Annotated in this window: 16 protein-coding genes and 1 pseudogene; 13 read left to right on the forward strand and 4 right to left on the reverse strand. The window is 71.8% G+C overall.

Annotated elements, in window-relative coordinates; all coding sequences use genetic code 11:
- Positions 1-49: 49 nt before the first annotated feature.
- Positions 50-739 carry a GntR family transcriptional regulator gene (locus J2Z33_RS10655; protein WP_209840649.1) on the forward strand — a complete coding sequence of 230 codons (690 nt, stop codon included), beginning with the start codon at positions 50-52 and terminating at the stop codon, positions 737-739.
- Between the two features lie 286 nt (positions 740-1025).
- Here J2Z33_RS10655 and J2Z33_RS10660 read toward each other — a convergent pair whose 3' ends face one another.
- From J2Z33_RS10660 to J2Z33_RS10675, 4 genes and pseudogenes are all read right to left on the reverse strand, one after another.
- A complete protein-coding gene (locus tag J2Z33_RS10660; protein ID WP_209840651.1) occupies positions 1026-3470 on the reverse strand; it encodes a beta-glucosidase in 2445 nt (814 codons plus the stop codon).
- 1273 nt (positions 3471-4743) lie between these two features.
- On the reverse strand, positions 4744-5880 hold the full coding sequence (locus tag J2Z33_RS10665) for a Mur ligase family protein (protein WP_209840653.1): 1137 nt from the start codon (positions 5878-5880) through the stop codon (positions 4744-4746).
- Positions 5881-6579 (reverse strand): cyanophycin synthetase family protein, encoded by a 699-nt coding sequence (locus J2Z33_RS10670; RefSeq protein WP_245218781.1) that lies wholly within the window; start codon positions 6577-6579, stop codon positions 5881-5883.
- Positions 6580-6633: 54 nt separating this feature from the next.
- A pseudogene (locus J2Z33_RS10675) lies at positions 6634-6948 on the reverse strand (transposase); the annotation flags it as partial.
- 311 nt (positions 6949-7259) lie between these two features.
- On the opposite strand from J2Z33_RS10675, the gene J2Z33_RS10680 reads away from it, so the two are divergent.
- The 12 genes from J2Z33_RS10680 (at position 7260) to J2Z33_RS10735 (ending at position 20558) form a co-directional block, all read left to right on the forward strand.
- Positions 7260-7547, forward strand: coding sequence for a hypothetical protein (locus J2Z33_RS10680; RefSeq protein WP_209840659.1), 288 nt, complete (start codon positions 7260-7262; stop codon positions 7545-7547).
- A 425-nt stretch (positions 7548-7972) separates the two neighbouring features.
- Positions 7973-8218 carry an ABC transporter permease subunit gene (locus J2Z33_RS10685; protein WP_209840661.1) on the forward strand — a complete coding sequence of 82 codons (246 nt, stop codon included), beginning with the start codon at positions 7973-7975 and terminating at the stop codon, positions 8216-8218.
- A gap of 175 nt (positions 8219-8393) precedes the next feature.
- On the forward strand, positions 8394-9326 hold the full coding sequence (locus tag J2Z33_RS10690; protein WP_209840663.1) for a sugar kinase: 933 nt from the start codon (positions 8394-8396) through the stop codon (positions 9324-9326).
- 692 nt (positions 9327-10018) lie between these two features.
- Positions 10019-10360 (forward strand): hypothetical protein, encoded by a 342-nt coding sequence (locus J2Z33_RS10695; RefSeq protein WP_209840665.1) that lies wholly within the window; start codon positions 10019-10021, stop codon positions 10358-10360.
- Entirely contained in the window at positions 10360-12264 is a 1905-nt protein-coding gene (locus J2Z33_RS10700; protein ID WP_209840667.1) for a pyrroloquinoline quinone-dependent dehydrogenase, read from the forward strand. Before J2Z33_RS10695 ends, J2Z33_RS10700 begins: the two co-directional genes overlap by 1 nt.
- A 445-nt stretch (positions 12265-12709) precedes the next feature.
- Positions 12710-13744 carry a transporter substrate-binding protein gene (locus J2Z33_RS10705; RefSeq protein ID WP_209840669.1) on the forward strand — a complete coding sequence of 345 codons (1035 nt, stop codon included), beginning with the start codon at positions 12710-12712 and terminating at the stop codon, positions 13742-13744.
- Positions 13741-14334, forward strand: coding sequence for an ANTAR domain-containing response regulator (locus J2Z33_RS10710; RefSeq protein ID WP_209840671.1), 594 nt, complete (start codon positions 13741-13743; stop codon positions 14332-14334). The genes J2Z33_RS10705 and J2Z33_RS10710 overlap by 4 nt, the downstream gene beginning before the upstream one ends.
- On the forward strand, positions 14312-15193 hold the full coding sequence (locus J2Z33_RS10715) for an ABC transporter permease (RefSeq protein ID WP_209840672.1): 882 nt from the start codon (positions 14312-14314) through the stop codon (positions 15191-15193). Before J2Z33_RS10710 ends, J2Z33_RS10715 begins: the two co-directional genes overlap by 23 nt.
- Positions 15193-16113, forward strand: a complete 921-nt coding sequence (locus J2Z33_RS10720) for an ABC transporter permease (protein ID WP_209840674.1) — start codon at positions 15193-15195, stop codon at positions 16111-16113. The genes J2Z33_RS10715 and J2Z33_RS10720 overlap by 1 nt, the downstream gene beginning before the upstream one ends.
- A gap of 37 nt (positions 16114-16150) precedes the next feature.
- Positions 16151-17782 carry an ABC transporter substrate-binding protein gene (locus tag J2Z33_RS10725; RefSeq protein ID WP_209840676.1) on the forward strand — a complete coding sequence of 544 codons (1632 nt, stop codon included), beginning with the start codon at positions 16151-16153 and terminating at the stop codon, positions 17780-17782.
- A gap of 5 nt (positions 17783-17787) precedes the next feature.
- On the forward strand, positions 17788-18747 hold the full coding sequence (locus J2Z33_RS10730; RefSeq protein WP_209840678.1) for an acetamidase/formamidase family protein: 960 nt from the start codon (positions 17788-17790) through the stop codon (positions 18745-18747).
- Positions 18744-20558 (forward strand): ABC transporter ATP-binding protein, encoded by a 1815-nt coding sequence (locus J2Z33_RS10735; RefSeq protein WP_209840680.1) that lies wholly within the window; start codon positions 18744-18746, stop codon positions 20556-20558. The genes J2Z33_RS10730 and J2Z33_RS10735 overlap by 4 nt, the downstream gene beginning before the upstream one ends.
- Positions 20559-20605: the final 47 nt, after the last annotated feature.

Genomic DNA, 20605 nt, shown 5'->3' on the forward strand with positions numbered 1-20605 from the left:
GGCAGCCCGGCCCGGACAGGATCATCCCGACGAGCAAGGCAGGACAGGCATGGAGAACGGGCACGCCACCACCCACGGCCCCGCCGAGGAGATCGCCGGGCGGCTGGCGCTGGCCATCCACGAGCATCGCCTCGCCCCCGGCACCAAGCTGTCGGAGGACGAGCTGGGCGCGATCTACGGCGTCAGCCGCACGGTGGTCCGCGCCGCCCTGCAACGGCTGTCGCACGAACGGCTCATCACGCTGCGCCGCAACCGGGGCGCCTTCGTCGCCCAGCCCACGATTCGCGAGGCGCGCGAGGTCTTCGAGGCCCGCGCGCTGCTGGAGCCCCGCACCGCCCGATCCGCCGCCGAACGGGCGACCCCCGCCGACATCGCCCGCCTCCAGGCCCATATCGACGAGGAGCACCGGGCCATGTCGGCCGGCCACGCGGGCCTCGCGCTCCGCCAGTCCGGGCTGTTCCATCAGGAGATCGCCCGCATCGCCGACCAGGCCACGGTGGCCGAGTTCATCGGCCAGCTCGTCGCCCGCTCCTCACTCATCATCGCGCTCTACTGGCAGCGCCGTGCCGCCCTCTGCGAGAGCCACGCCCACCACGCGCTCCTGACCGCGCTGGCCGACCATGACGGCGACCGGGCCGAGGAGCTGATGAAGGGCCACCTCCTCGACCTCGTGTCCTCGCTCGACCTGCGGAGCCTGCCCTCGGCGCCTCGGTCGCTGCGCGAGGCCCTGGGCGCATGACGAAGGCCGGCCTCCGGCGGATGGGCGTGGCCGACCTTGTCCGGGTTCTCGACTGGGCCGCCCGCGCCGGATCTCTGCGCGCCGTTCCTGGACCGGCCGACGCCACCCATGAAGCTGCGGGTCTTCATCGACGCCCTCGCGCGAGCCTCCGGTGACGCCCCGCCTTGGGATCAGGCGCCCTGAACCGGGCCGATGGGCGTGACCTTCATGCGTCGAGAGGGCTTGAACGGGTGATGTCGTGGGCTGGAGCGTTCCGGCGATCGGACTGCCCCGCCAAGGCCAGCCTTCAGGGCGCCCAGCGCCGCGCCGTCCTGGCCATCCACTCTCCGCTCAGGGGCAGGTCCGCAGCGGACCTGCCGACCTCGATGCCGTAAGTCCCGGCCTCCATGACCCACTCCCGCCGCTCGGCGTCGAACCGGGCGAAGGCGCGGGCGGGCAGGGCGATCTCCACGCGCCGGCTCTCGCCGGGGGACAGGCGGACCTTGGCGAAGCCCTTCAGCTCCCGCGCGGGCCGCGGCACGGGGGCCGGCGCCGGCGTCACGTAGATCTGCACCACCTCCGAGCCCGCCCGCGCGCCGGTGTTCGTCGCCGTGACGGCGACCCGGACCTCCCCGCCGTCCTCCGCCACGGCGAGGTCGGCCATCGCGAACGTCGTGTAGGACAGCCCGTGCCCGAAGGGGAACAGGGGCGGCGTGCCCACGCGGTCGTGGTGACGGTAGCCGATGAACACGCCCTCCTCGTAGCGCACCCGCCCGTCGAGCCCCGGATAGACCTCCCGGTCCTGGGAGAAGGTCGCTCCGTCCTCCATCCGCGCGGGAAAGGTCTGCGGCAGCCGCCCGCCGGGCTCGGCACGCCCCAGCAGCACGTCCGCGATGGCGTTCCCGGCCTCCTGCCCTGGATACCAGGCCTGGAGCACGGCCGCGACGCGGGGCAGCCAGGGCATCTCCACAGGCCCGCCGGTCTGGAGCACGACGACCGTGCGCGGGTTGGCGGCCGCGACGGCCTCGATCAGCTCCGCCTGCCGTCCCGGCAGCGCGATCCCCGGCAGGTCCGCGCCCTCGGTGTCCCAGGAGGCGTCGCGGCCGACGCAGACCACGGCCACCTCGGCCCGGCGCGCGGCCTCCACGGCTTCGTCGATCTCCGCGTCGCCCGAGGGCAGGCCAAGCCCGACCGCCAGGGCCGAGAAGCCCAGGCTTTCGGATGGCCTGGTCGCGAACAGGATCTCGATTTCGTAGGTCCGGTCCGCCTCCAGCACGGCCTCGCCCAGCACCTCGTCGTTGCCCTCCTCGAAGAAGGTCGTGCCGCGCGTCCAGCTCTCCCAGGCCTCGGCGACCTCACGGCCATCGATTCGCACGCGCGCGAGCCCCGCCGCGCGCAGGCCCACCGTCCAGGTGCCCGACCGGGGCGCGGTGAAGCGACCGGTGATCCGCGCCGAGAAGTCGCTCGCGCTCGCGCCGCCGTTGAGGGTGCCGAACCAGAAGCCCTGTGCCTCGGGCATCTCCTCCACGGCCACAGGCTCGCCGGAGAGAGCCCGGTTGGCGAAGATCTCCATCCGCAGCGGCCCCGGCAGGACCGGCTGGAACTTGGCGTTGTCGCAGCCGTGCGCGTGGGTGAGCCGCTCCTTGCCCAGGGCCGCCGCGAGGCCGTCCCAGGGGGACACGCGGTAATGCGCGTTGAGCTGCGCCGAGCCCCCGCCCATGATCTGCGCCACCTTGGCGTTGGGGCCGATCACGGCGACCGAGGCCGGCTCGCGCAGCGGCAGCGTCCCGTCGCTGGCCAGCAGCACCATCCCCTCCGCCCCCGCGCGGCGGATGAGCGCGCGATGCTCGGGCCGGTCCTCCGCCCGCTCCTCGCGCGGGCGGTGGTCGTCCAGCGCCCCCGTCCGCGCCATGAGCCGCAGGACGTTCAGCGCCCGCTCGCGCACGACCTTTGCCGCGACCTCGCCCGCCTCCACGGCGGCGACGAGCCTGTGGCCCCGGTCGCGCGCTGGCCCCGGCATCTCGAGGTCGAGCCCCGCCAGCATCGTGGGCGCGGTCGAGTGGCTGCCGAACCAGTCGGACATCACCACGCCGTCGAAGCCCCAGTCGCCGCGCAGCACCTCGGTCAGCAGCCAGGGATGCTCGGAGGTGTAGGTGCCGCCCAGCCGGTTGTAGCTTGTCATCACCGCCCAGGCGCCCGCCCGCTTCACCGCCGCCTCGAAGGGGACCAGGTACAGCTCCCGCAGGGTGCGTTCGTGGATCTCGGAGGAGATGGTGGTGCGCTGGATCTCGGATTCGTTGCCGACGAAGTGCTTGACCGTCGCCGCGATCCCCTGCCCTTGCAGGCCCTCGATGTAGCCAACGGCCAGCTCGGCCGAGAGCACCGGGTCCTCGGAATAGCATTCGAAGTTGCGCCCGTTGGTCTGCGTCCGATGCAGGTTCACCGTGGGCGCGAGGAGGACATGCGCGCCCTTGGCCTTCGCTTCGTCGGCCAGCGCCGCGCCGATCTCGCTCACCAGGTCCGGGTCCCAGGTTGCGCCCAGCGCGATGCCGACCGGGAAGGCCGCCGACCGGACGCCGCCGATGAGCGAGCCGCCGCCGCGCGCGCCGTTGGGGCCGTCCGTCACGCGGAGCGAGCCGATCCCGAGCCGCTCGATGGCAGGCAAGGACCAGAAGTCCCGGCCGGAGAGCAGGCTGACCTGCTCCTCCAGCGTCATTGCGTCCACGAGGCCTTCGATGCGCGTCCCAATCATGGGGGTATCCCGAGATGTCGGACCTGTCGTCCTATCGGATAGAACGATGGCGCATCTGGGAGAGCAACCAGAAACAGGCTCCTGTCCTCGCGTATCAGTTCTGGCTCCAACACCTCGGAGCCGGGACCGTCTGCCCGCAACGCACCCGCAGCCCATTGCAGGCCCCGTTCAAAGAAAAAGGCGGCCACCCGGGAGGAGGGCGCCGCCTTGCTACGGTAGGGGCCGGCCCAGGGAGGAGAAGAGGGCGGCCGTTCCGATCCAGTGAGCGACAAGGCCGGGAGGAGGATGGCCCGTCGCGTCTTCTCCTCAGAGTTAGCGCTAATGCTGCATCTGCACAATGAACGGGAACGCGGAGCAGGCATGCGTCTGGCGCATGGACCCTGTGCGAGGCGTGGCGCTCGGCCTCGTCGCGATCCACGCCCTTGTCCAGACCCCCGCCTCGTGATGGACGTGGCCCACCTGATGGGCTTGGTCATGCGCCGGGCCTTCCCCTGAATGGCGAGAGAAGGCAGAGGCCGCTGCCCGATGCCGGACCGACCTGCCGTCCGTCCAGACGAGGTGCCGCCTTCGCGGGCCTGGGGGCTGACGAGTCCGGACGGACCGGAGAAAGATGCCGGAGGTGCGGCGGGGTCGGTCCCGCACCCCGACGCGCCGAGCATCAGCGCCCGGAAACCCGACGCCCTTCGCGCGAGGGTTGCGCGTCGAGGCAAGCCTCGAGCCCGAGATGGCCGGCGTCCGTCCAAGGCCGTTGCCGTCGAGAGCCGGCTTCGGCGGTCGCTCGAAACAGCCTTGGCATCAAAGGAACGAATCGAGGCAAACATAGGTCAGGGCGCCGTCCGACGTTCGGGCCCAAGGGGGTCGGGGGGTCATCGTAACTCTTGATCTGGCCGACCGTTCTTGCCCTTTCGCCTCCCTGGTTCCTGCCTCGTCCTTTCGGCAGATGTCGCTGTCCAGGAGCTTGAGGGGCAGGATGTAGAGGTCCGGCATGTCGCCCGCGACGTGCAGCGCCCTGATCTGGCGCCTGCCGCCGGCGGCGACCTTGGAGGAAGCAGACGACCCCCTCGCCGACGAGGCAGCCCCGGGACGGAAGATCGCCCTCGCGGGAGATCGCCTGGTCCGCCCGGATGGCGACCGACTGGACCGGGACGGCGCGGACTGCGGCGGCCTCGGCCCCGGACAGGTCGAGGGCGCGGGCGAGCTGGGACAGAAGGGGATGTTCGGAGGACATGGGGTCCACGCAGGATGAGGGCGGGAGCACAGTCGTGTCTCACAGTCACCGAAGGGCCACGGACGTCCCGGCAATGACATCAACATGGGAGCGCGCGCCGCCCGGGCAAGCGGACCAGACGGGGCCGGAGCCCGGTCCCAAGTGCGGGAAGCGTGCCTTGATGACGCCGGCCTGGCGAGCACGCCAGGTCCAGGCGGCGGACCGGGACGGCGGCCGGGTGCTCAGGTCAGGGGCCAGCCCTGCCAGCCGGGCTGGCTCGGCTCGCCGTTCTTCCAGTCCCAGCCCGGTCCTCCCATGTGGGGCAGGTACTTGCCCACGCGCCGGTCCACGATGACCGGCTCCTCGAGCCGGTAGGCCGTCCGGGTTGTGGGCGTAGTCCAGGATGACCCGGAAGCCGTGACCGTCGAAGATGTTGAGACGGCCGGGCGAGTGCTCGAAGGCGGAGGTGAAGCCAGCCATCGCCGCGCGTATCTGCCCGACCTCGTGGCCCTGTGCGAAGGCCATGGCCATGGCCGCGAGTGCGTTCGCGATGTTGAACTCGGCCAAGCCCTCGATGGTGGCCGGTACCTCGGCGGCCCTCATGACGAAGAGCGCGTCGCCGTCCTCGTGGACGACGATGTCGCCCCCGAACGCGCCCGGCTCCCGCACCACGGCGAGACCGTCCCGGGCGATGTGGTCGCGCAGGAACGCCGGGCGATCGTCGGGCGCCCTCATCGAGAAGAAGCAGATCCGCCCGCCGGCCCGCCGGGCCATGGCGGCCGTGAGCGGGTCGTCGGCGTTGAGCACGCTCGTGCCGTGCCGGGCGACCGACTCCACCACGATCGACTTCACGTTGGCCAGGTCCTCGATGGTGTCCACGCCCTTGAGGCCGAGGTGATCGGCGCTCACGTTCAGGACGCAGCCCACGTCGGCCTGGTCGAAGCCCAAGCCCTCGCGCAGCAGGCCTCCGCGCGCGGTCTCGAGAACGGCAACCTCGACCGTGGGGTCGCGCAGGATGGTCCGGGCGCTGCGCGGACCCGAGGCGTCGGCCGTCGCGATCTGCTCCCCGCCGATGTGGATGCCGGTGGTGGTCGTGAACCCGACGGTCAGACCCGATTGGCCCAGGATATGCGCCAGCATCCGCACGGTGGTGGACTTCCCGCTGGTGCCGGTGACCGCGAAGACCGGAACGCGCGCGGGCATTCACTTGGGAAAGAGGTGATCGACGATGGGCCTCGCCACGTTCCGCGCCCGCCCTTCGGAGGGTTGCAGGTGCATGCGCAGGCCCGGCGCGGCGTTCACCTCGATGATGCCGCCGCCCGTCTCGCGCACGGACCGGGCGATGTCGGGCGCCACGAAGTCGCTGACTGCCACGTCGAGGCCCACGCAGAGCGCCGCCCGCCGCGCGATGGCCGCGTTGTCAGGGTGGATCTCGTCGGTGCGGTCTGGGCCGTGACGCCGGTCAGGCTCGCGCGGATGCGCTTCTGGTGGGCGCCGGTGCCGAGCTGGATCAGGCTCGACCTGTCCAGCCGCAGGGCCGAGATGCCGCGCCTCGGCGACGATGGCCTTGGTGCTGGGCCCCAGGCCCACGCGCCGGGCGAGCCGCGTGAGGTGCTGGAGCGCCGCCTCCAGATCGAAGGGCGCGCCGTCACCCTCGGCCAGCCGGTCCAGCCCCTCGATGCCTCGGAGATCGTCGGGCAGGAGGCTCTGGACGAACCCGAGCGCCAGCCGCCCGGCCAGCAGGCCTACGGGTTCCTCCTCGTAGGCGAACATCACATTGTAGACGCCGGGCCGGCCCTTGACGCTCCGCGTCTTGCCGCGAGTGACGGGGTGACCCGCCCGCGTCTGGAGCTCGAGAGCCACGTGCTCGGCCACGTGGCCGAGCCAGGTGCCTTCCCGCAGGCGCCGCTCTAGGCACTAGGCGCAGCGCCCCTATGCTCGGGCGGCAAGGGGGGCGACAGTCAGATCCCGCTGGCGCCGGCACAAGGTGCTGAAGTCGGGCACCGGCCCGTCGAGCTTCGCAAGCCCCGGAAGGCTTGCCACCAATCCAGTTGTCTGCCGAAGGGGCAGCCCGAACAGCGCCTTCAGCATCGGGCAGGTCTGGATCGCCGCGTCCGGGAAGGTGGCCGAGCGACCGCGCCGGCCACTCGGGGCTGCCAGCCACTCCATCTCGGGATCAAGCCAGACCTGCAACGAGCCACGCTGCCCCAGGGCCGCGGTGTCGGTTCGCCGGTCCGTCGTGCGGCAGGTCGGAGGGACAGGCTTGGTCATGCCAGCCCTTAACCCGCCGCCCCCACATGAGGACCCCAACGGGCCTTGCGCAACAAAGCCCCAGGAGGTGGCCCTTGGGCCGCTAGAAAACCCCGCTGCACCTCCTTCGTCATGACGCAGATCGGCCGAAATACCGCTCGTGTCCGAGTTCGCAAGGAGGTTCGCGGAGCCCCGTTCATCGGGCAACGTGCCCGGTTCGGATGTGGGCGTCGCTGGACCGGGCCTGGGTCGTCTTCCGCTACGTCAGCTTTCCAGGCTTTGAGCGTCCATCCGAGATCCCGTTCAGAACGAGAGAAGGTGGACGACCGGTGATGGGACCAACGATCGAGCACCTGAAGGACCTGCCTGGCTGGCCCTTGCTGCTGTCGGACGAGCAGGCCGCGGCCTACACCGGTCGGTCGGGCGGCGACTTCCGGAAAGCCGTGGATCTTTGGCCGCTTCCCGGGCCCCGGATGCTCGCCGGCAATGTCCGGTGGTCCCGCCCGGAGGTCGATCGCTTCCTCGACCGCACGCCGGCGGCCGTTGCCAGCCAGCCCGATCACGGGTCGCTGGTCGATCCCGTCCTGGACGCCATCAGGGCGATGGGGGCTCACCGGTGAAACTCGACATCCCCGGCGTTCAGTCCAAGAAGAGGACGCTCAAGTCTGGCCAGGTTGAGACCTGCTGCCACTGCGCCACTGGAAGGCGCCTCCCGGCCGATCCGGACCTCGCCGGAATTCCCGTTGCAGGCGCAAGGAATTCGATGGGAAGCCGATCGGGGTGGTTCCCGCAGCGCGCAGCTTCGCGGACCTCAAGCGAGAGTATCTCGTCTCGACGAGGTTCACCGGCCGCCGGGAGCCCACGCGCTCGGAGTGCCTCAGGCACATCGCCTCTATGGAACCCATTCTGGGGTCGCTCCCTGTCTCGATGATCCAGCCATTTTACGCGGAGAAGCTGGTGCGGAACTTCGCCAAGTCGCCGACGCTGGCTTTGACGGCATGGCTTCGGAGGCAGCCGTATCCCTGGCATCCCGGGGGCAGTCGGTATGTTCGCGTGGATCATCCTTGCGACGGCATGGCTGCTGAACGGCGCGGCCCTCGGCAAGCGGGTCGATGCAGTGAGCGGCAACGAGCGGGCGGCCCGCTATTCGGGGCTGCCGGTCCACTGTGTTAGGGTGATCTGCTTCGTGCTGACGGCGCTCGCGGGGTTCCTGTTCCTGAGCCGGACGGGCTACGTGTCCGACGCCTCGGCGCCTGACCTGCTGCCCTGGCGAGTCCTGGCGATGCCATGAACGTGCTATTCATCCCGCCCCACATCCAGTTCGCGGTGAGCGGCGCGATCGTGTTCCTTGCCGTGGCGGTCAACGAGCGCCGGCGGCCGGCCCGGGGACGGCGCGCCGTCGCTCGACGCGCCACGCGCGTGGCGTTAGTCCAGCCCAAGATCGGGTCAGAACGCGAGAGGATCCCATGCCCCCTATCCGCATCGCCTGCGTGGGCGAGGCCATGATCGAGCTGTCGGGCTTCGACCCTGTCCGGGGTGAGGCGCGCATCGGGGTGGCGGGCGACGTGCTCAACACCGCCATCTACCTCAAGCGCGCACTGGGCGGGGCGGCGGAGGTGGCCTTCGTCACGGCGCTGGGGGATGAGAGCTTCTCGGACCTCATGCTGGGCGTCATGGCGGCCGAGGGGCTCGGGACCGACCTGGTGGCGCGATTGCCGGGGCGGGCGCCGGGGCTCTACGCCATCAGCCTGGACGCGACGGGCGAGCGCTCCTTCACCTATTGGCGGGGCGAGTCGGCGGCGCGGGGGATGTTCGGCCCGGGCGGGGTGGACATGGAGCGGCTGGCCGGCTTCGACGCCCTCTACCTGTCGGGCATCACGCTGGCCATCCTGCCGCCCGGGCATCGCGCGGCGCTCATCGCGCTCTGCGCGCGCCTGAAGCGGGAGGGCCGGCTCGTGGCCTTCGACAGCAACCACCGCCCGCGTCTTTGGGCCGGCGAGGACGAGGCGCGGGCGGCCTACGACGCGATGTGGCGCGCCACGACAGTGGCGCTGCCCTCGCGCGACGACGAGGCGCGGCTCTGGCCCGGCGAGACGGTGGAGGCGGCGCTCGCCCGGCTGGCGGGCCACGGCGTGGCGGAGGTGGCGCTGAAGGACGGGGCAGAGGGGCCGCACCTCTGGACCGGGGGGCGGCCGCTGCCGCACGGCGCCTACCCGCCCGCGCCTCGCGTGGTGGACACCACGGCCGCCGGGGATGGCTTCAACGCGGGCTACCTCGCCGCGCGGCTCGGGGGCGAGGGGCCGCAGGCCGCAGGGCAGGCCGGGCACGAGCTCGCGGCCCGGATCGTGGGGCACCCAGGGGCGATCATGGCGCGGGACCGGACGGAGCGGCGACCCTGACCGCGCTCGGGCAAGCGCCTTGCCGATTCGCCAGCCTCGGATCGGTCCAGGCCAGACCGCGCCGACGCCCGTGGGTCGGCGGGAACGTGGGAAGGGCCGACGATCCGGCCTGTATCGACCTTGTTCCCGCCCCGCGACTCCGGACCGGCGCGGCCACCGTCGTCGAGGAGCATCAACCACGCCGGAAGCCGGGGATCTTCTCGCCGGCTGGCTGCTCCAGACCGGGCGCGACCTCTTCGGCGCGCTGCTCCTCACCGTGATCGCCTCGAACCTCGCCGGCGGATTGGTGACGGCGCTGCTCGCCTGGGTGGTCCTGCGCGGGCCCGGGCGATCGTCCCCGTCGTGCGGGAGCTGACTTGAGAGCTTTGTCCCTGCGACCTCCGTGCGGGACGGCTCGCCCGGAGTCCCTCCAGGGCTCCACGCAGGCCAAGGCGAGACGATCATTCCGTCGTTCACCGCGACACGGCTCGCCACCCCGCTCCGGCTCTGGCGCGACAAGATCCCGGACGGCCCGCGCGCCGTCGGGCCGGTGCCCAAGCCCGCCCGGCATCCGACCGGGGCCGATAGCGTCGCGCTGGCGGCCCGCGACGCAAGTTTCCCACCCGATCCCCGGCGCCGATGAGCGGAGTGGCAGAACCTTTTGCCCGCTCCGCTCGTTGGGGGCCTGAACGGAAGCGGGAAGGAGACGGACGTTGCGGATCGCCTACATCTTGGCCGCGCTGCTGGCGCTGGCCGGCGCGGTGCTCGGGGGCCGCGCCTACATCGCGCCGGATTCCGGGGTGGACGGGACGCTCGGCGCGGGCCTCGCGCTCGCCGGGGCCGTGGCGGTGACGCTGGGCGCCCTGGTCGCGGCGATCCCGGAGATCCGGGGCGGCTGGCGCGGGCTCCTCGGCACCCTGCTCGTCCTGGGCGCAGCCCTCACGGCGCTGGCCGCCTGGTTCCTCATGAAACCTGCCTTCGCCATCCTCATGGCCCTGGCCCTTCTCGGGGTCGTGGTCGCCCTCCTCGTCCGCCCCCGCCGGAGGCTCGCCTGATGCCCGCTGCCGCACGCTGCGCCGCCCTCCTCGCCTGCCTCGGGGCGCCCGCCGCCGCCGACCAGCCGGTCTGGGACAACTTCAACGGCAGCCTTGCCGCCACCAAGTTCGCCGATGTCGCGACCTTCACGCCCGAGACGGTGGCCCGGCTCGAACGCGCCTGGGAGTTCCACACCGGCGACGTGTCGGACGGCTCGGGCGAGCGGCCCGCCACCGTCTGGTCGGCCACCCCCATCTACGCCAACGGCACGCTCTACCTCGGCACGCCCTTCTACCGGATCATCGCGCTCGACCCCGCCACCGGCCGGGAGCGCTGGAGCTACGACAGCCAGTCCACGCTCGAGGCGCTGACCCAGCCCGCGCTCAAGAACCGGGGCGTCGCCTACTGGGAGAGCGGGCGGGATGGCCCCTGCGAGAAGCGCGTCCTCCTCGGGACCATGGACGCCGAACTGCACGCCGTGGACGCCGACACCGGCCAGCCCTGCGAGGAGTTCGGCGAGGGCGGCGTGCTCAACGTCAACCAGTGGAACGACGTCAACGACGTGTTCCCCTTCTCCCTGCTCCAGCCGCCAACGGTGGTCGGCGACACCATCTTCATCGGCTGGTCGGGCATGGACTGGGAATACGCCGTCGCCCCGCCGGGCAACCTCATGGCGGTGGACGCCCGCACGGGCGAGCTGCTCTGGGACACGGGCTTCATCCCGCCCGAGCTGATCCCCGTGACCGGCACCGCCAATATCTGGAGCTCCATGTCCGCCGACCCGGAGCTCGGCCTCATTTATGTCCCCATCTCCTCGCCCGAGCCCAATTATTGGGGCGGCAACCGCCTGGAGGGCGTGCCGCTCGCCACCTCGGTGACGGCGGTGGACATGGAGACGGGCGAGGTCGCCTGGAGCCGGCAGCTCATCGACCACGACATCTGGGACTACGACACGCCCGCGGCCCCGGTCCTCATCGACATCGAGAGGGACGGCCAGACGGTCCCCGCGCTCGTGCAGACGACCAAGCAGGGGTTCCTCTTCGTCCTCGACCGCCGCACGGGCGAGCCCGTCTTCCCCATCGAGCAGCGCCCCGTGCCGGCCTCGGACGCCGAGGGCGAGGTCGCGGCCGAGACGCAGCCCTTCGTGCTGCATCCCCCGCCCACCAACGACCCCTTCGAGATGCCCGACACGTGGTGGCTCGCCGACCTCCTGAGCGGCGGCCAATGCTCGCGCGAGCGCGAGGCCTACCGCTACGAGGGCATCTTCACGCCCCCCTCCGAACAGGGCACCCTCCTTTATCCCGGCACCGCCGGCGCCAACAACTGGGGCGGCGCGGCGGTCGATCCCCGGACCGGCATCCTTTACATCAACTCGATGCACGTCGTGCAGGTGATCCGCCTCATCCCGCGCGACGAGTATCAAGGGCTGATGAGCGGCGGCGGCGAGATCGAGGGCGGCAACGAGGAGGGCTACCACCCGCAGGAGGGCTCGCCCTACGGCATCCACCTGACCGAATGGCGCACCGGCCTGGGCCTGCCCTGCTGGGAGCCGCCCTACGGCACCTTCTCGGCCTACGACCTGCGGACGGGGGAGCGGCTCTACGAGGTGCCCTTCGGCCTGGCCCAGATGTGGGGCTTCCACGGCCTGCGCGACTGGGGGTCGCCCACGCTGGGCGGCCCGGTGGCGACGGCGGGAGGCGTGATCTTCATCGGCGCCAGCATGGACGCGCGCGTGCGCGCGCTCGACGCGGCCACGGGCGAGGAGCTGTGGTCGGACCTCGTGGAGGCGCCCGCCGTCGCGATCCCGGCGGTCTATACCCACGAGGGCGTGGACTACGTGGCCTTCGTGGCGGGCGGCAATTCGATCCTGAAGCCCGAGGTGGCCGACCAGGTCGTGGCCTATCGCCTCGGCCTGGCCGACTGATGAGACAGGTCAGGCTGTCGGGGGGCGCGGCCCGGAGGCGTCCAAGCCGCCCACGTGGTCCAGCGCGATCCCCCTTCGGTGATCGATCCCGACGCCCGCGTCTGCGCCATCTGGGCGCGGACCGGTGGCAGGGCCTCGGAGATCGCTCCGGCGAAGGCCCGATGGCAGCCGAGCGGATCGGCCCCAGCCCAGCCCGCCTCGCGCCAGCGGCGGCGATGACGAAGCACTTTCACCACGCCTTGCCGTTTTACTAGGCAGGGTGCCTCGGACGGGGCAGGCGGGGGCGAGCCTCGGCGCGGGAGGGTGGAACGGGCCTTGACGCCGGTTCCGTCGATCCGGTCAATGGGCGCACACATACCGGGCCTCGCCCGAACGGCATCCGAGCCTCGCGCCGCGCCCTCCTCCGGGAGGACGTGACGCGGGGCTTTCCTGTTCTGGAACCCCCATGCGCCACGTCGAGATCGGCCTCCTGTTCTCCCGCTCCGGCAGCTACCGCCTCCTTTCCGAGGCTTGCCGCCTAGGGGCTCTCCGGGCCGCGGAGGAGGTCAACGCCGACCCGGCGCTCGGCCTCGCGCTGGTTCCCGTGGAGCGCGATCCGGCAGGGGAGGCCGACGCCTACGCCCCGCTCTGCGCCGAGGTCCTGTCCGGGGGCGCCCGGCACGTCGTGGGCTGCGTCACCTCCTGGAGCCGGAAGGAGGTCATCCCGACCCTGGAGAGGATGGGCGGCATCCTCTGGTATCCCTGCCCCTACGAAGGGTTCGAGGCGTCGAGCCAGGTCGTCTATGCCCACGCCTGCCCCAACCAGCATCTCGTGCCGCTCCTGCGCTGGGCCTTCCCGCACTTCGGGCGACGGGGGTTCCTGACGGGCTCCAACTACATCTGGGGCTGGGAGGTGAACCGCGTCGCCCGCGACCTCATCGGCGAGGCCGGGGGCGAGGTGCTGGCCGAACGCTACCTCGCCATGGGCGACGCCGACGTGGGCCGGATGGTGGCCGAGATCCGGGCGACCCGGCCGGACTTCGTGCTCAACAACCTCGTGGGGGCGTCGTCGCACGCCTTCCTGACCGCGATGGCCGACGGAGGCGGGGGCGTGCCGATCCTGAGCTGCAACCTGACGGAATGCGAACTGCCGGCCCTGGGCGCGGCGGCCGAGGGGCTGATCGCGGCGGGACCGTATTTCCGCGAGGGCGCGGAAGGGCCGGGGTCGTCCTTCGAGGCGGCGGCCCACGCGGCGGTGCATTTCCTGGCGGAGCGGCTGGCGCGCGATCCCGACGCGCCGCTCGACGCGCTGCTGGCGGGGCCGGGCGGGGCGCTCTCCATCGACCCGGCGACCCACCACGCCACGCTCCCCGTGCTGATCGCGCGGGTCGAGGGCGGCGCCTTCCGCGTGCAGGAGCGGCAGGCGGCGGTGGCCCCGGACCCCTACCTCGCACGGCGCGAGCGGCTGAGTCCCCGCGACCGGCTGGCGGTGGCGCGATGAGGCGGCTGCGCGTTCCCGACCTGGGCGGCGCCCGGGCGCTGATCCTGCACCGCCCTCACGCGACCGTGCCGGCGCTGGCCCGCCAGCTTGCGGCCATCGGCCTTTCGGCCGAGGCGCATTGGCCCGACCTGCCGGCGGCGGCTCTGGCCGCCGACTTCGTGTTCTTCGACGTGGACCCTGGCCATGACGGGCAGTTCCCCTGGAAGCCCGGGCAGGCGCCCATGCCCATGATCGCGCTGATCGGGTCCGAGACGCCGGGGCGGATCGAATGGGCGCTGGGGATGGGCGCGGACGCGCAGATCCTCAAGCCGGTGGGCGACGGGGGCGCGTACAGCGCGCTCCTCATCGCGCGGGCGGGGTTCGAGGCGCGGCGCGCGCTGGGATCGGAGATCGAGGGGCTGCGCGGGCGGCTGGCCGAACGGCAGACGGTGGTGCGGGCGGTCACGATCCTCTCCGCCGGGCAGGACGACGAGGCCGCCTACGCCGAGCTGCGCCGGCTGGCGATGGGCTGGCGCGTCACCATCGAGGAGGCCGCCGCCCGCCTGGTGGCCAAGGGGGAGGGGCTCCGTGTCCGACGCCGTCCTTCCTGAGCCGCGCCGGCGCACGGCCCTGGGCCGCCTCGCGCGGAGGCCGCTGGCGCTCCTGGGCCTCCTCGTCATCGTCGTCACCGTGGCGGCGGCGGTGGCCGCGCCCTGGATCGCGCCCTTCGGCCGGGACGAGCAGCTCTTCGAGGGGCTGACGCTGGAGGGCGCTCCGATGCCGCCCGGAGGGATGTTCCCGCTGGGCACGGACCTCCTCGGGCGGGACCTGCTGACGCGCATTCTTTGGGGCGCGCGGACCTCCCTCGTGATCGGGGTGGCGGCGAACGGCATGGCGTTGCTCATCGGAACGCTGGTCGGCGTCACGGCGGGCTACTTCCGCGGCTGGATCGGCAGCCTTCTCATGCGCTTCACCGACCTGATGATGGCCTTCCCGGCGCTGCTGCTGGCAATCTGCCTCGCGGCGATCTTCACGCCCTCGCTCTGGATCGTGGCGCTGGTGATCGCGCTGGTGAACTGGGTGCAGGTCGCCCGCGTCCTCTACACCGAGACGACCTCGCTGGCGGAACGCGACTTCATCGCCGCCGAGAGGGCGATCGGCGCGGGGCACGGGCGCATCCTGTTCCGCCACGTCCTGCCGCACCTCGTCCCCACCATCATCGTCTGGGGCACGCTCGGCATCTCGACCACGGTGCTGCTGGAGGCGACGCTGTCCTTCCTCGGCATCGGCGTGCAGCCGCCCGAGCCCTCCTGGGGGAACATCATCTTCGAGAACCAGACCTACTTCCAGGCCGCGCCCTGGCTCGTGGCCTTCCCCGGCGCGGCGATCCTGCTCCTGGCGCTGGCCTTCAACCTGGTGGGGGACGCGTTGCGCGACGTGCTCGACCCGACGCAGAAGGGGCGCGGCTGATGGCGGCCTACCTGATCCGGCGGCTGGGCGGGGCGGCTCTGATCCTGCTGGGCGTCAGCCTCGTTACCTTCTTCCTGCTCTATGTCCTGCCCGCCGACCCGGTGCGGCAGATCGCGGGGCGGTCCGCCACGCCCGAGACGGTGGAGTCGATCCGTCGCCAGCTCGGGCTCGACCAGCCCTTCTGGGTGCAATACGGGCGCTACCTCTGGAACCTCCTGCATCTCGACCTCGGCCGCAGCTACCTCCAGCGGAGCGAGGTGTCCGAGCTGATCTGGGCGCGGCTGCCCCCGACCCTGCTCCTCATGGCGGGGGCCATCGCCTGCGAGCTGGCGCTGGGCCTGACCATGGGCGTCGTCGCGGCGCTGCGCCGGGGGACGGCGGCCGACAATGGCCTGATGATCGCGAGCTTCGTCGGAGTCTCGGCCCCGCAGTTCGTGGTGGGGCTGCTGATGCTCTACGTCTTCGCGGTGCGGCTGGGGTGGTTCCCCATCGGCGGCTACGGCACCTTCGCGCATCTGGTGCTGCCCTCGCTGACGCTCGGCATTCTCGGGGCGGGGTGGTATTCGCGGATGATGCGGTCGAGCATGGTCGAGGTGCTGCGGCAGGACTTCGTCCGCACCGCCCGCGCCAAGGGCCTGACGCGCCGGCGGGTCATCCTGCGCCATGCGCTGCCCAACGCCGTCCTGCCGGTGATCGCCATGATCGGCATCGACATCGGCATCTTCATGGGCGGCATCGTCGTGGTCGAGAGCGTCTTCGGCTGGCCCGGCATCGGCCAGCTCGCCTGGCAGGCGATCCAGCGCGTGGACATCCCGATCATCATGGGGGTCACGCTGGTGTCCGCCGTGGCCATCGTGCTCGGGAACCTGCTGGCCGACCTCGTCGCGCCGCTGATCGACCCCCGAATCCGACTTCGCTGAATTCGACCTCGCTGAACGACCAACACGGGAGAGACCAATGAAACGACTCCTCGCCTCCTCCGCGCTGCTGGCGGCCCTCGCGGCCCCGGCCCTCGCCCAAGCGACGGACCCCTACCAGCCCGACCCGGCCGCCACGCCCGGCGGCACGATCACCGTCACCTACAAGGACGACGTGGCGACGCTCGACCCGGCCATCGGCTACGACTGGCAGAACTGGTCGATGATCAAGTCGCTGTTCGACGGCCTCATGGACTACGTGCCCGGCACCACCGACCTGCGCCCCGGCCTCGCCGAACGCTACGAGATCAGCGAGGACGGCCTCACCTACACCTTTCATCTCCGCCCCGGCGTGACCTTCCACAACGGCCGCGAGATGACCGCCGAGGACGTGGCCTATTCGCTGAACCGCGTCACCGACCCGGCGACGCAATCCCCCGGCGCGGGCTTCTTCGGCATGATCGAGGGCTTCGACGCCCGCATGGCGGGCGAGGCCGAGACCCTCTCGGGCGTCACCGCCGTCGATCCGCTGACCGTGCAGGTCCGGCTCTCGCGCCCCGACGCCACCTTCCTGCACGTCATGGCGCTCAACTTCGCCTCCGTGGTCCCGCAGGAGGCCGTCGCGGCGGCGGGCGAGGACTTCGGCCGGCAGCCGGTGGGGACGGGAGCCTACCGACTCGCCGAATGGACCCTGGGCCAGCGGCTCGTGTTCGAGAAGAACCCCGACTACTGGCGCGAGGGCATCCCCTATCTGGACGCCATCACCTTCGAGGTCGGGCAGGAGCCTGTCGTGGCGCTCCTTCGCCTCCAGAACGGCGAGGTGGACGTCCCCGGCGACGGCATCCCGCCCGCCAAGTTCCAGGAGGTCATGGCCGACCCCGAGCAGGCGGCCCGCGTGGTGCAGGGCGGCCAGCTCCACACCGGCTACATCACCATGAACGTGACGCAGCCGCCCTTCGACAACGTGGACGTGCGCCGCGCCGTCAACATGGCGATCAACAAGGACCGCATCACCCAGATCATCAACGGCCGCGCCGTCCCGGCGAACCAGCCGCTGCCGCCGACGATGCCGGGCTACACCGAGGGCCACGAGGGCTACGCCTTCGATCCCGAAGGGGCCAAGGCGCTGCTCGCGCAGGCGGGCGTACCCGACGGCTTCGAGACCGAGCTTTACGTGATGAACACCGACCCGAACCCGCGCATCGCCCAGGCGATCCAGCAGGACCTCGCGGCGGTGGGCATCGACGCCTCCATCCAGTCGCTCGCCCAGGCCAACGTCATCGAGGCCGGGGGCGCGGGCACGGCGCCGATGATCTGGTCGGGCGGCATGGCCTGGATCGCCGACTTCCCGGACCCGGCGAACTTCTACTACCCGATCCTCGGCTGCGCCGGCGCCGTGGAGGGCGGCTGGAACTGGTCGAAGTACTGCAACGAGGAACTGGACGCCATGGCGACCCAGGCCGACTCCCTGTCCGACCCCGCCATGGCCGGGGACCGGCTCCAGATGTGGTCCGACATCTACATGAAGGTGATGGAGGATGCCGCCTGGGCCCCCGTCTTCAACGAGGAGCGCTACACCATGAAATCGCCGCGCATGGGCGGGGCCGACGCGCTCTATGTCGACCCGGTGTCGATCCCGGTGAACTACGATTACGTCTACGTGACCGAGTAAGCATCATGTGCAAGGCCTGCGACTACACGATCCATGGCCGCCAGCACCATTTCGGCTGGGACAACTCGCTTGTCCCGGCCGAGAGGGTGGCCCCCGGATCGACCATCCTGTTCCACTGCCACGACAGCTCGGCGGGCCAGCTCGGGCCCTCCTCCACCCTTCAGGACGTGGTCGACCTCGACTTCGGCAAGATCAACCCGGTCTCCGGGCCGATCTGGGTTGAGGGGGCCGAGCCCGGCGACGCGATCAAGGTGACGCTCGACTCCTTCGCTCCGCAGCTCCGCGAGGGGACGGCCTGGGGCTGGACGGCGAACATCCCCGGCTTCGGGCTGCTGGCCGACCAGTTCGCCGACCCGGCGCTGATCGTCTGGAAATACGACGCCGAGACCCTCGCACCCGCCCTGTGGGGAACCCAGGCGCGCATCCCGCTCAAGCCCTTCACCGGCACCATCGGCAACGCGCCCGCCGAGCCCGGGCTCCATTCGGTGGTCCCGCCCCGCCGGGTGGGCGGCAACCTCGACATCCGCGACATGGGGGTGGGCACCACGCTCTACCTCCCGGTCGAGGTGGCGGGCGCGCTGTTCTCCGTGGGCGACACCCACGCGGCGCAGGGCGACGGCGAGGTCTGCGGCACCGCCATCGAAAGCCCGATGGACGTGGTGCTGACGCTCGACCTCGTGAAGGGCGCGAACCTGCGGACGCCCCGGTTCGTCACCAGCGGCCCGGTGACGCGCCACCTCGACGCCAAGGGCTACGAAGTCACGACCGGCATCGGCCCGGACCTCATGGCCGGGGCGCGGGACGCGGTGGCGAACATGATCGACCACCTCTGCGCCACCAAGGGGATGCAGCCCGAGGAGGCCTACATGCTCTGCTCGGTCTGCGGCGACCTGCGGATATCCGAGGTCGTGGACGCGCCGAACTGGGTCGTCTCCTTCTACTTCCCCCGCATGGTCTTCGAGTGAGCCTCGCCGAACCCCTCCGTTCCGGGGCCGCCCAGGCCCCGGACGGCGCCCCGGTCCTCTCGGTCGAGGGGCTGTCGGTGTCGGTCGCCACCGAGGGCGGATCGCGCCCCCTCGTCCAGGGCATCTCCTTCGCGCTGCGGCGCGGAGAGACGCTGGCCATCGCCGGCGAATCCGGGTCGGGCAAGTCCATCACCTCGCTCGCCGTCATGGGGCTGCTGCCCGCGAACGTCCGGGCCACGGCGGGAACGGTGCGGCTCGGGGCCACCGACCTCCTGCGGCTCCCCGAATCGCGGATGCGCGCCATCCGGGGCGACCGCGTCGCCATGATCTTCCAGGAGCCGATGACCTCGCTCAACCCGGTGATGACCGTGGGCGCGCAACTGGCCGAGGCGATCCGGGCCCACGCGCCGCTGCCCCGCCGCGCGGCCCGTGCGCGGGCTCTCGACGCCCTGCGCGCCGTCCGGCTGTCCGAGCCCGAGCGGCGGCTCGACCAATACCCCCACGAGCTGTCCGGCGGGATGCGCCAGCGGGTGATGATCGCCATGGCGCTGGCGCTGAAGCCGGACGTCCTCATCGCCGACGAGCCGACGACCGCGCTCGACGTGACCGTGCAGCGCGAGGTGCTGGACCTCCTGCGCGAGCTTCGGCGCGAGACGGGGACGGCCCTGGTCCTCATCACCCACGACATGGGCGTGGTGGCCGAGATGGCCGACCGCGTGGTCGTGATGAAGGACGGCCGCCTGGTCGAGGAGGGCCCCGTCGCCCGCATCTTCGCCGCGCCGCGCCAGCCCTACACCCGCGCGCTCCTCGCCGCCGTGCCCCGCATGGGGACGCGCCCGCCCGCCGACGTGCCCGCCGACGCGCCCGCGCTCCCGTCCGCGCCGCCGGTCTGCACCTTGCGCGACCTCACGGTGCGCTTCGACATCGGGCGCGGGCTCCTCGGGCGGCCCACCCACCGCGTCCACGCCGTCGAGGGCGTGTCCTTCGACATCCGCGCGGCCGAGACCTTCGCGCTGGTGGGCGAATCCGGCTGCGGCAAGTCTACCATCGCCAGGGCCATCGCCGGCCTCGTGCCCTTCGCGGGCGGGATCGACCTCGCGGGCCACGAGCTGCGAGGGCAGGGGGACGTGACCCGCGCCGTGCGCCGCGACGCGCAGATCGTCTTCCAGGACCCCGCCGCTGCGCTCGACCCCCGGATGCGCGTCGGCGACCTCGTGGCCGAGCCGCTGGTCATCCACGGCATCGGCACCCGCGACGAACGGCGCGCGACCGTCGAATCCCTCTTCGAGCGCGTGGGCCTGTCGCGGACCCAGCTCGACCGCTACCCGCACGAGTTCTCGGGCGGGCAGCGGCAGCGCGTCTGCATCGCCCGCGCCCTGGCGCTCCGCCCCCGGCTGATCGTCGCCGACGAGAGCGTGTCGGCGCTCGACGTGTCGGTGCAGGCGCGCGTGCTGGCCCTCCTGCGCGAGTTGCAGGACGACATGGGCGTGTCCTTCCTGTTCATCTCGCACGACATGGCGGTGGTCGATTCCATCGCCGACCGCGTGGCGGTGATGTTCCTCGGGCAGATCCTGGAGATGGGCACCCGCGCGCAGGTCTTCGGCGACCCCCGCCACCCCTACACCCGCCGCCTGATCGAGGCGGTGCCCGTTCCCGACCCGACCCATGTCCGTCCCCCGCGCGACCGGCTGGCCTCCGAGGTGCCAAGCCCCGTGCGCCGCCGGGACGACCCGCCGCGCCGTCTGCGCCTCCGCGATGTCGGGGACGGCCATCTGGTCTCGGAGCCCGGACCGCCGGGCGAACCCGTCTGATCCCTCCCGGGGCACCGACCGGGCCTGCGGTCGCTGAGGAGGGAACG

Origin of the sequence: Rubellimicrobium aerolatum, assembly GCF_017872975.1 — a bacterium.
Classification (GTDB): Bacteria; Pseudomonadota; Alphaproteobacteria; order Rhodobacterales; family Rhodobacteraceae; genus Rubellimicrobium; species Rubellimicrobium aerolatum.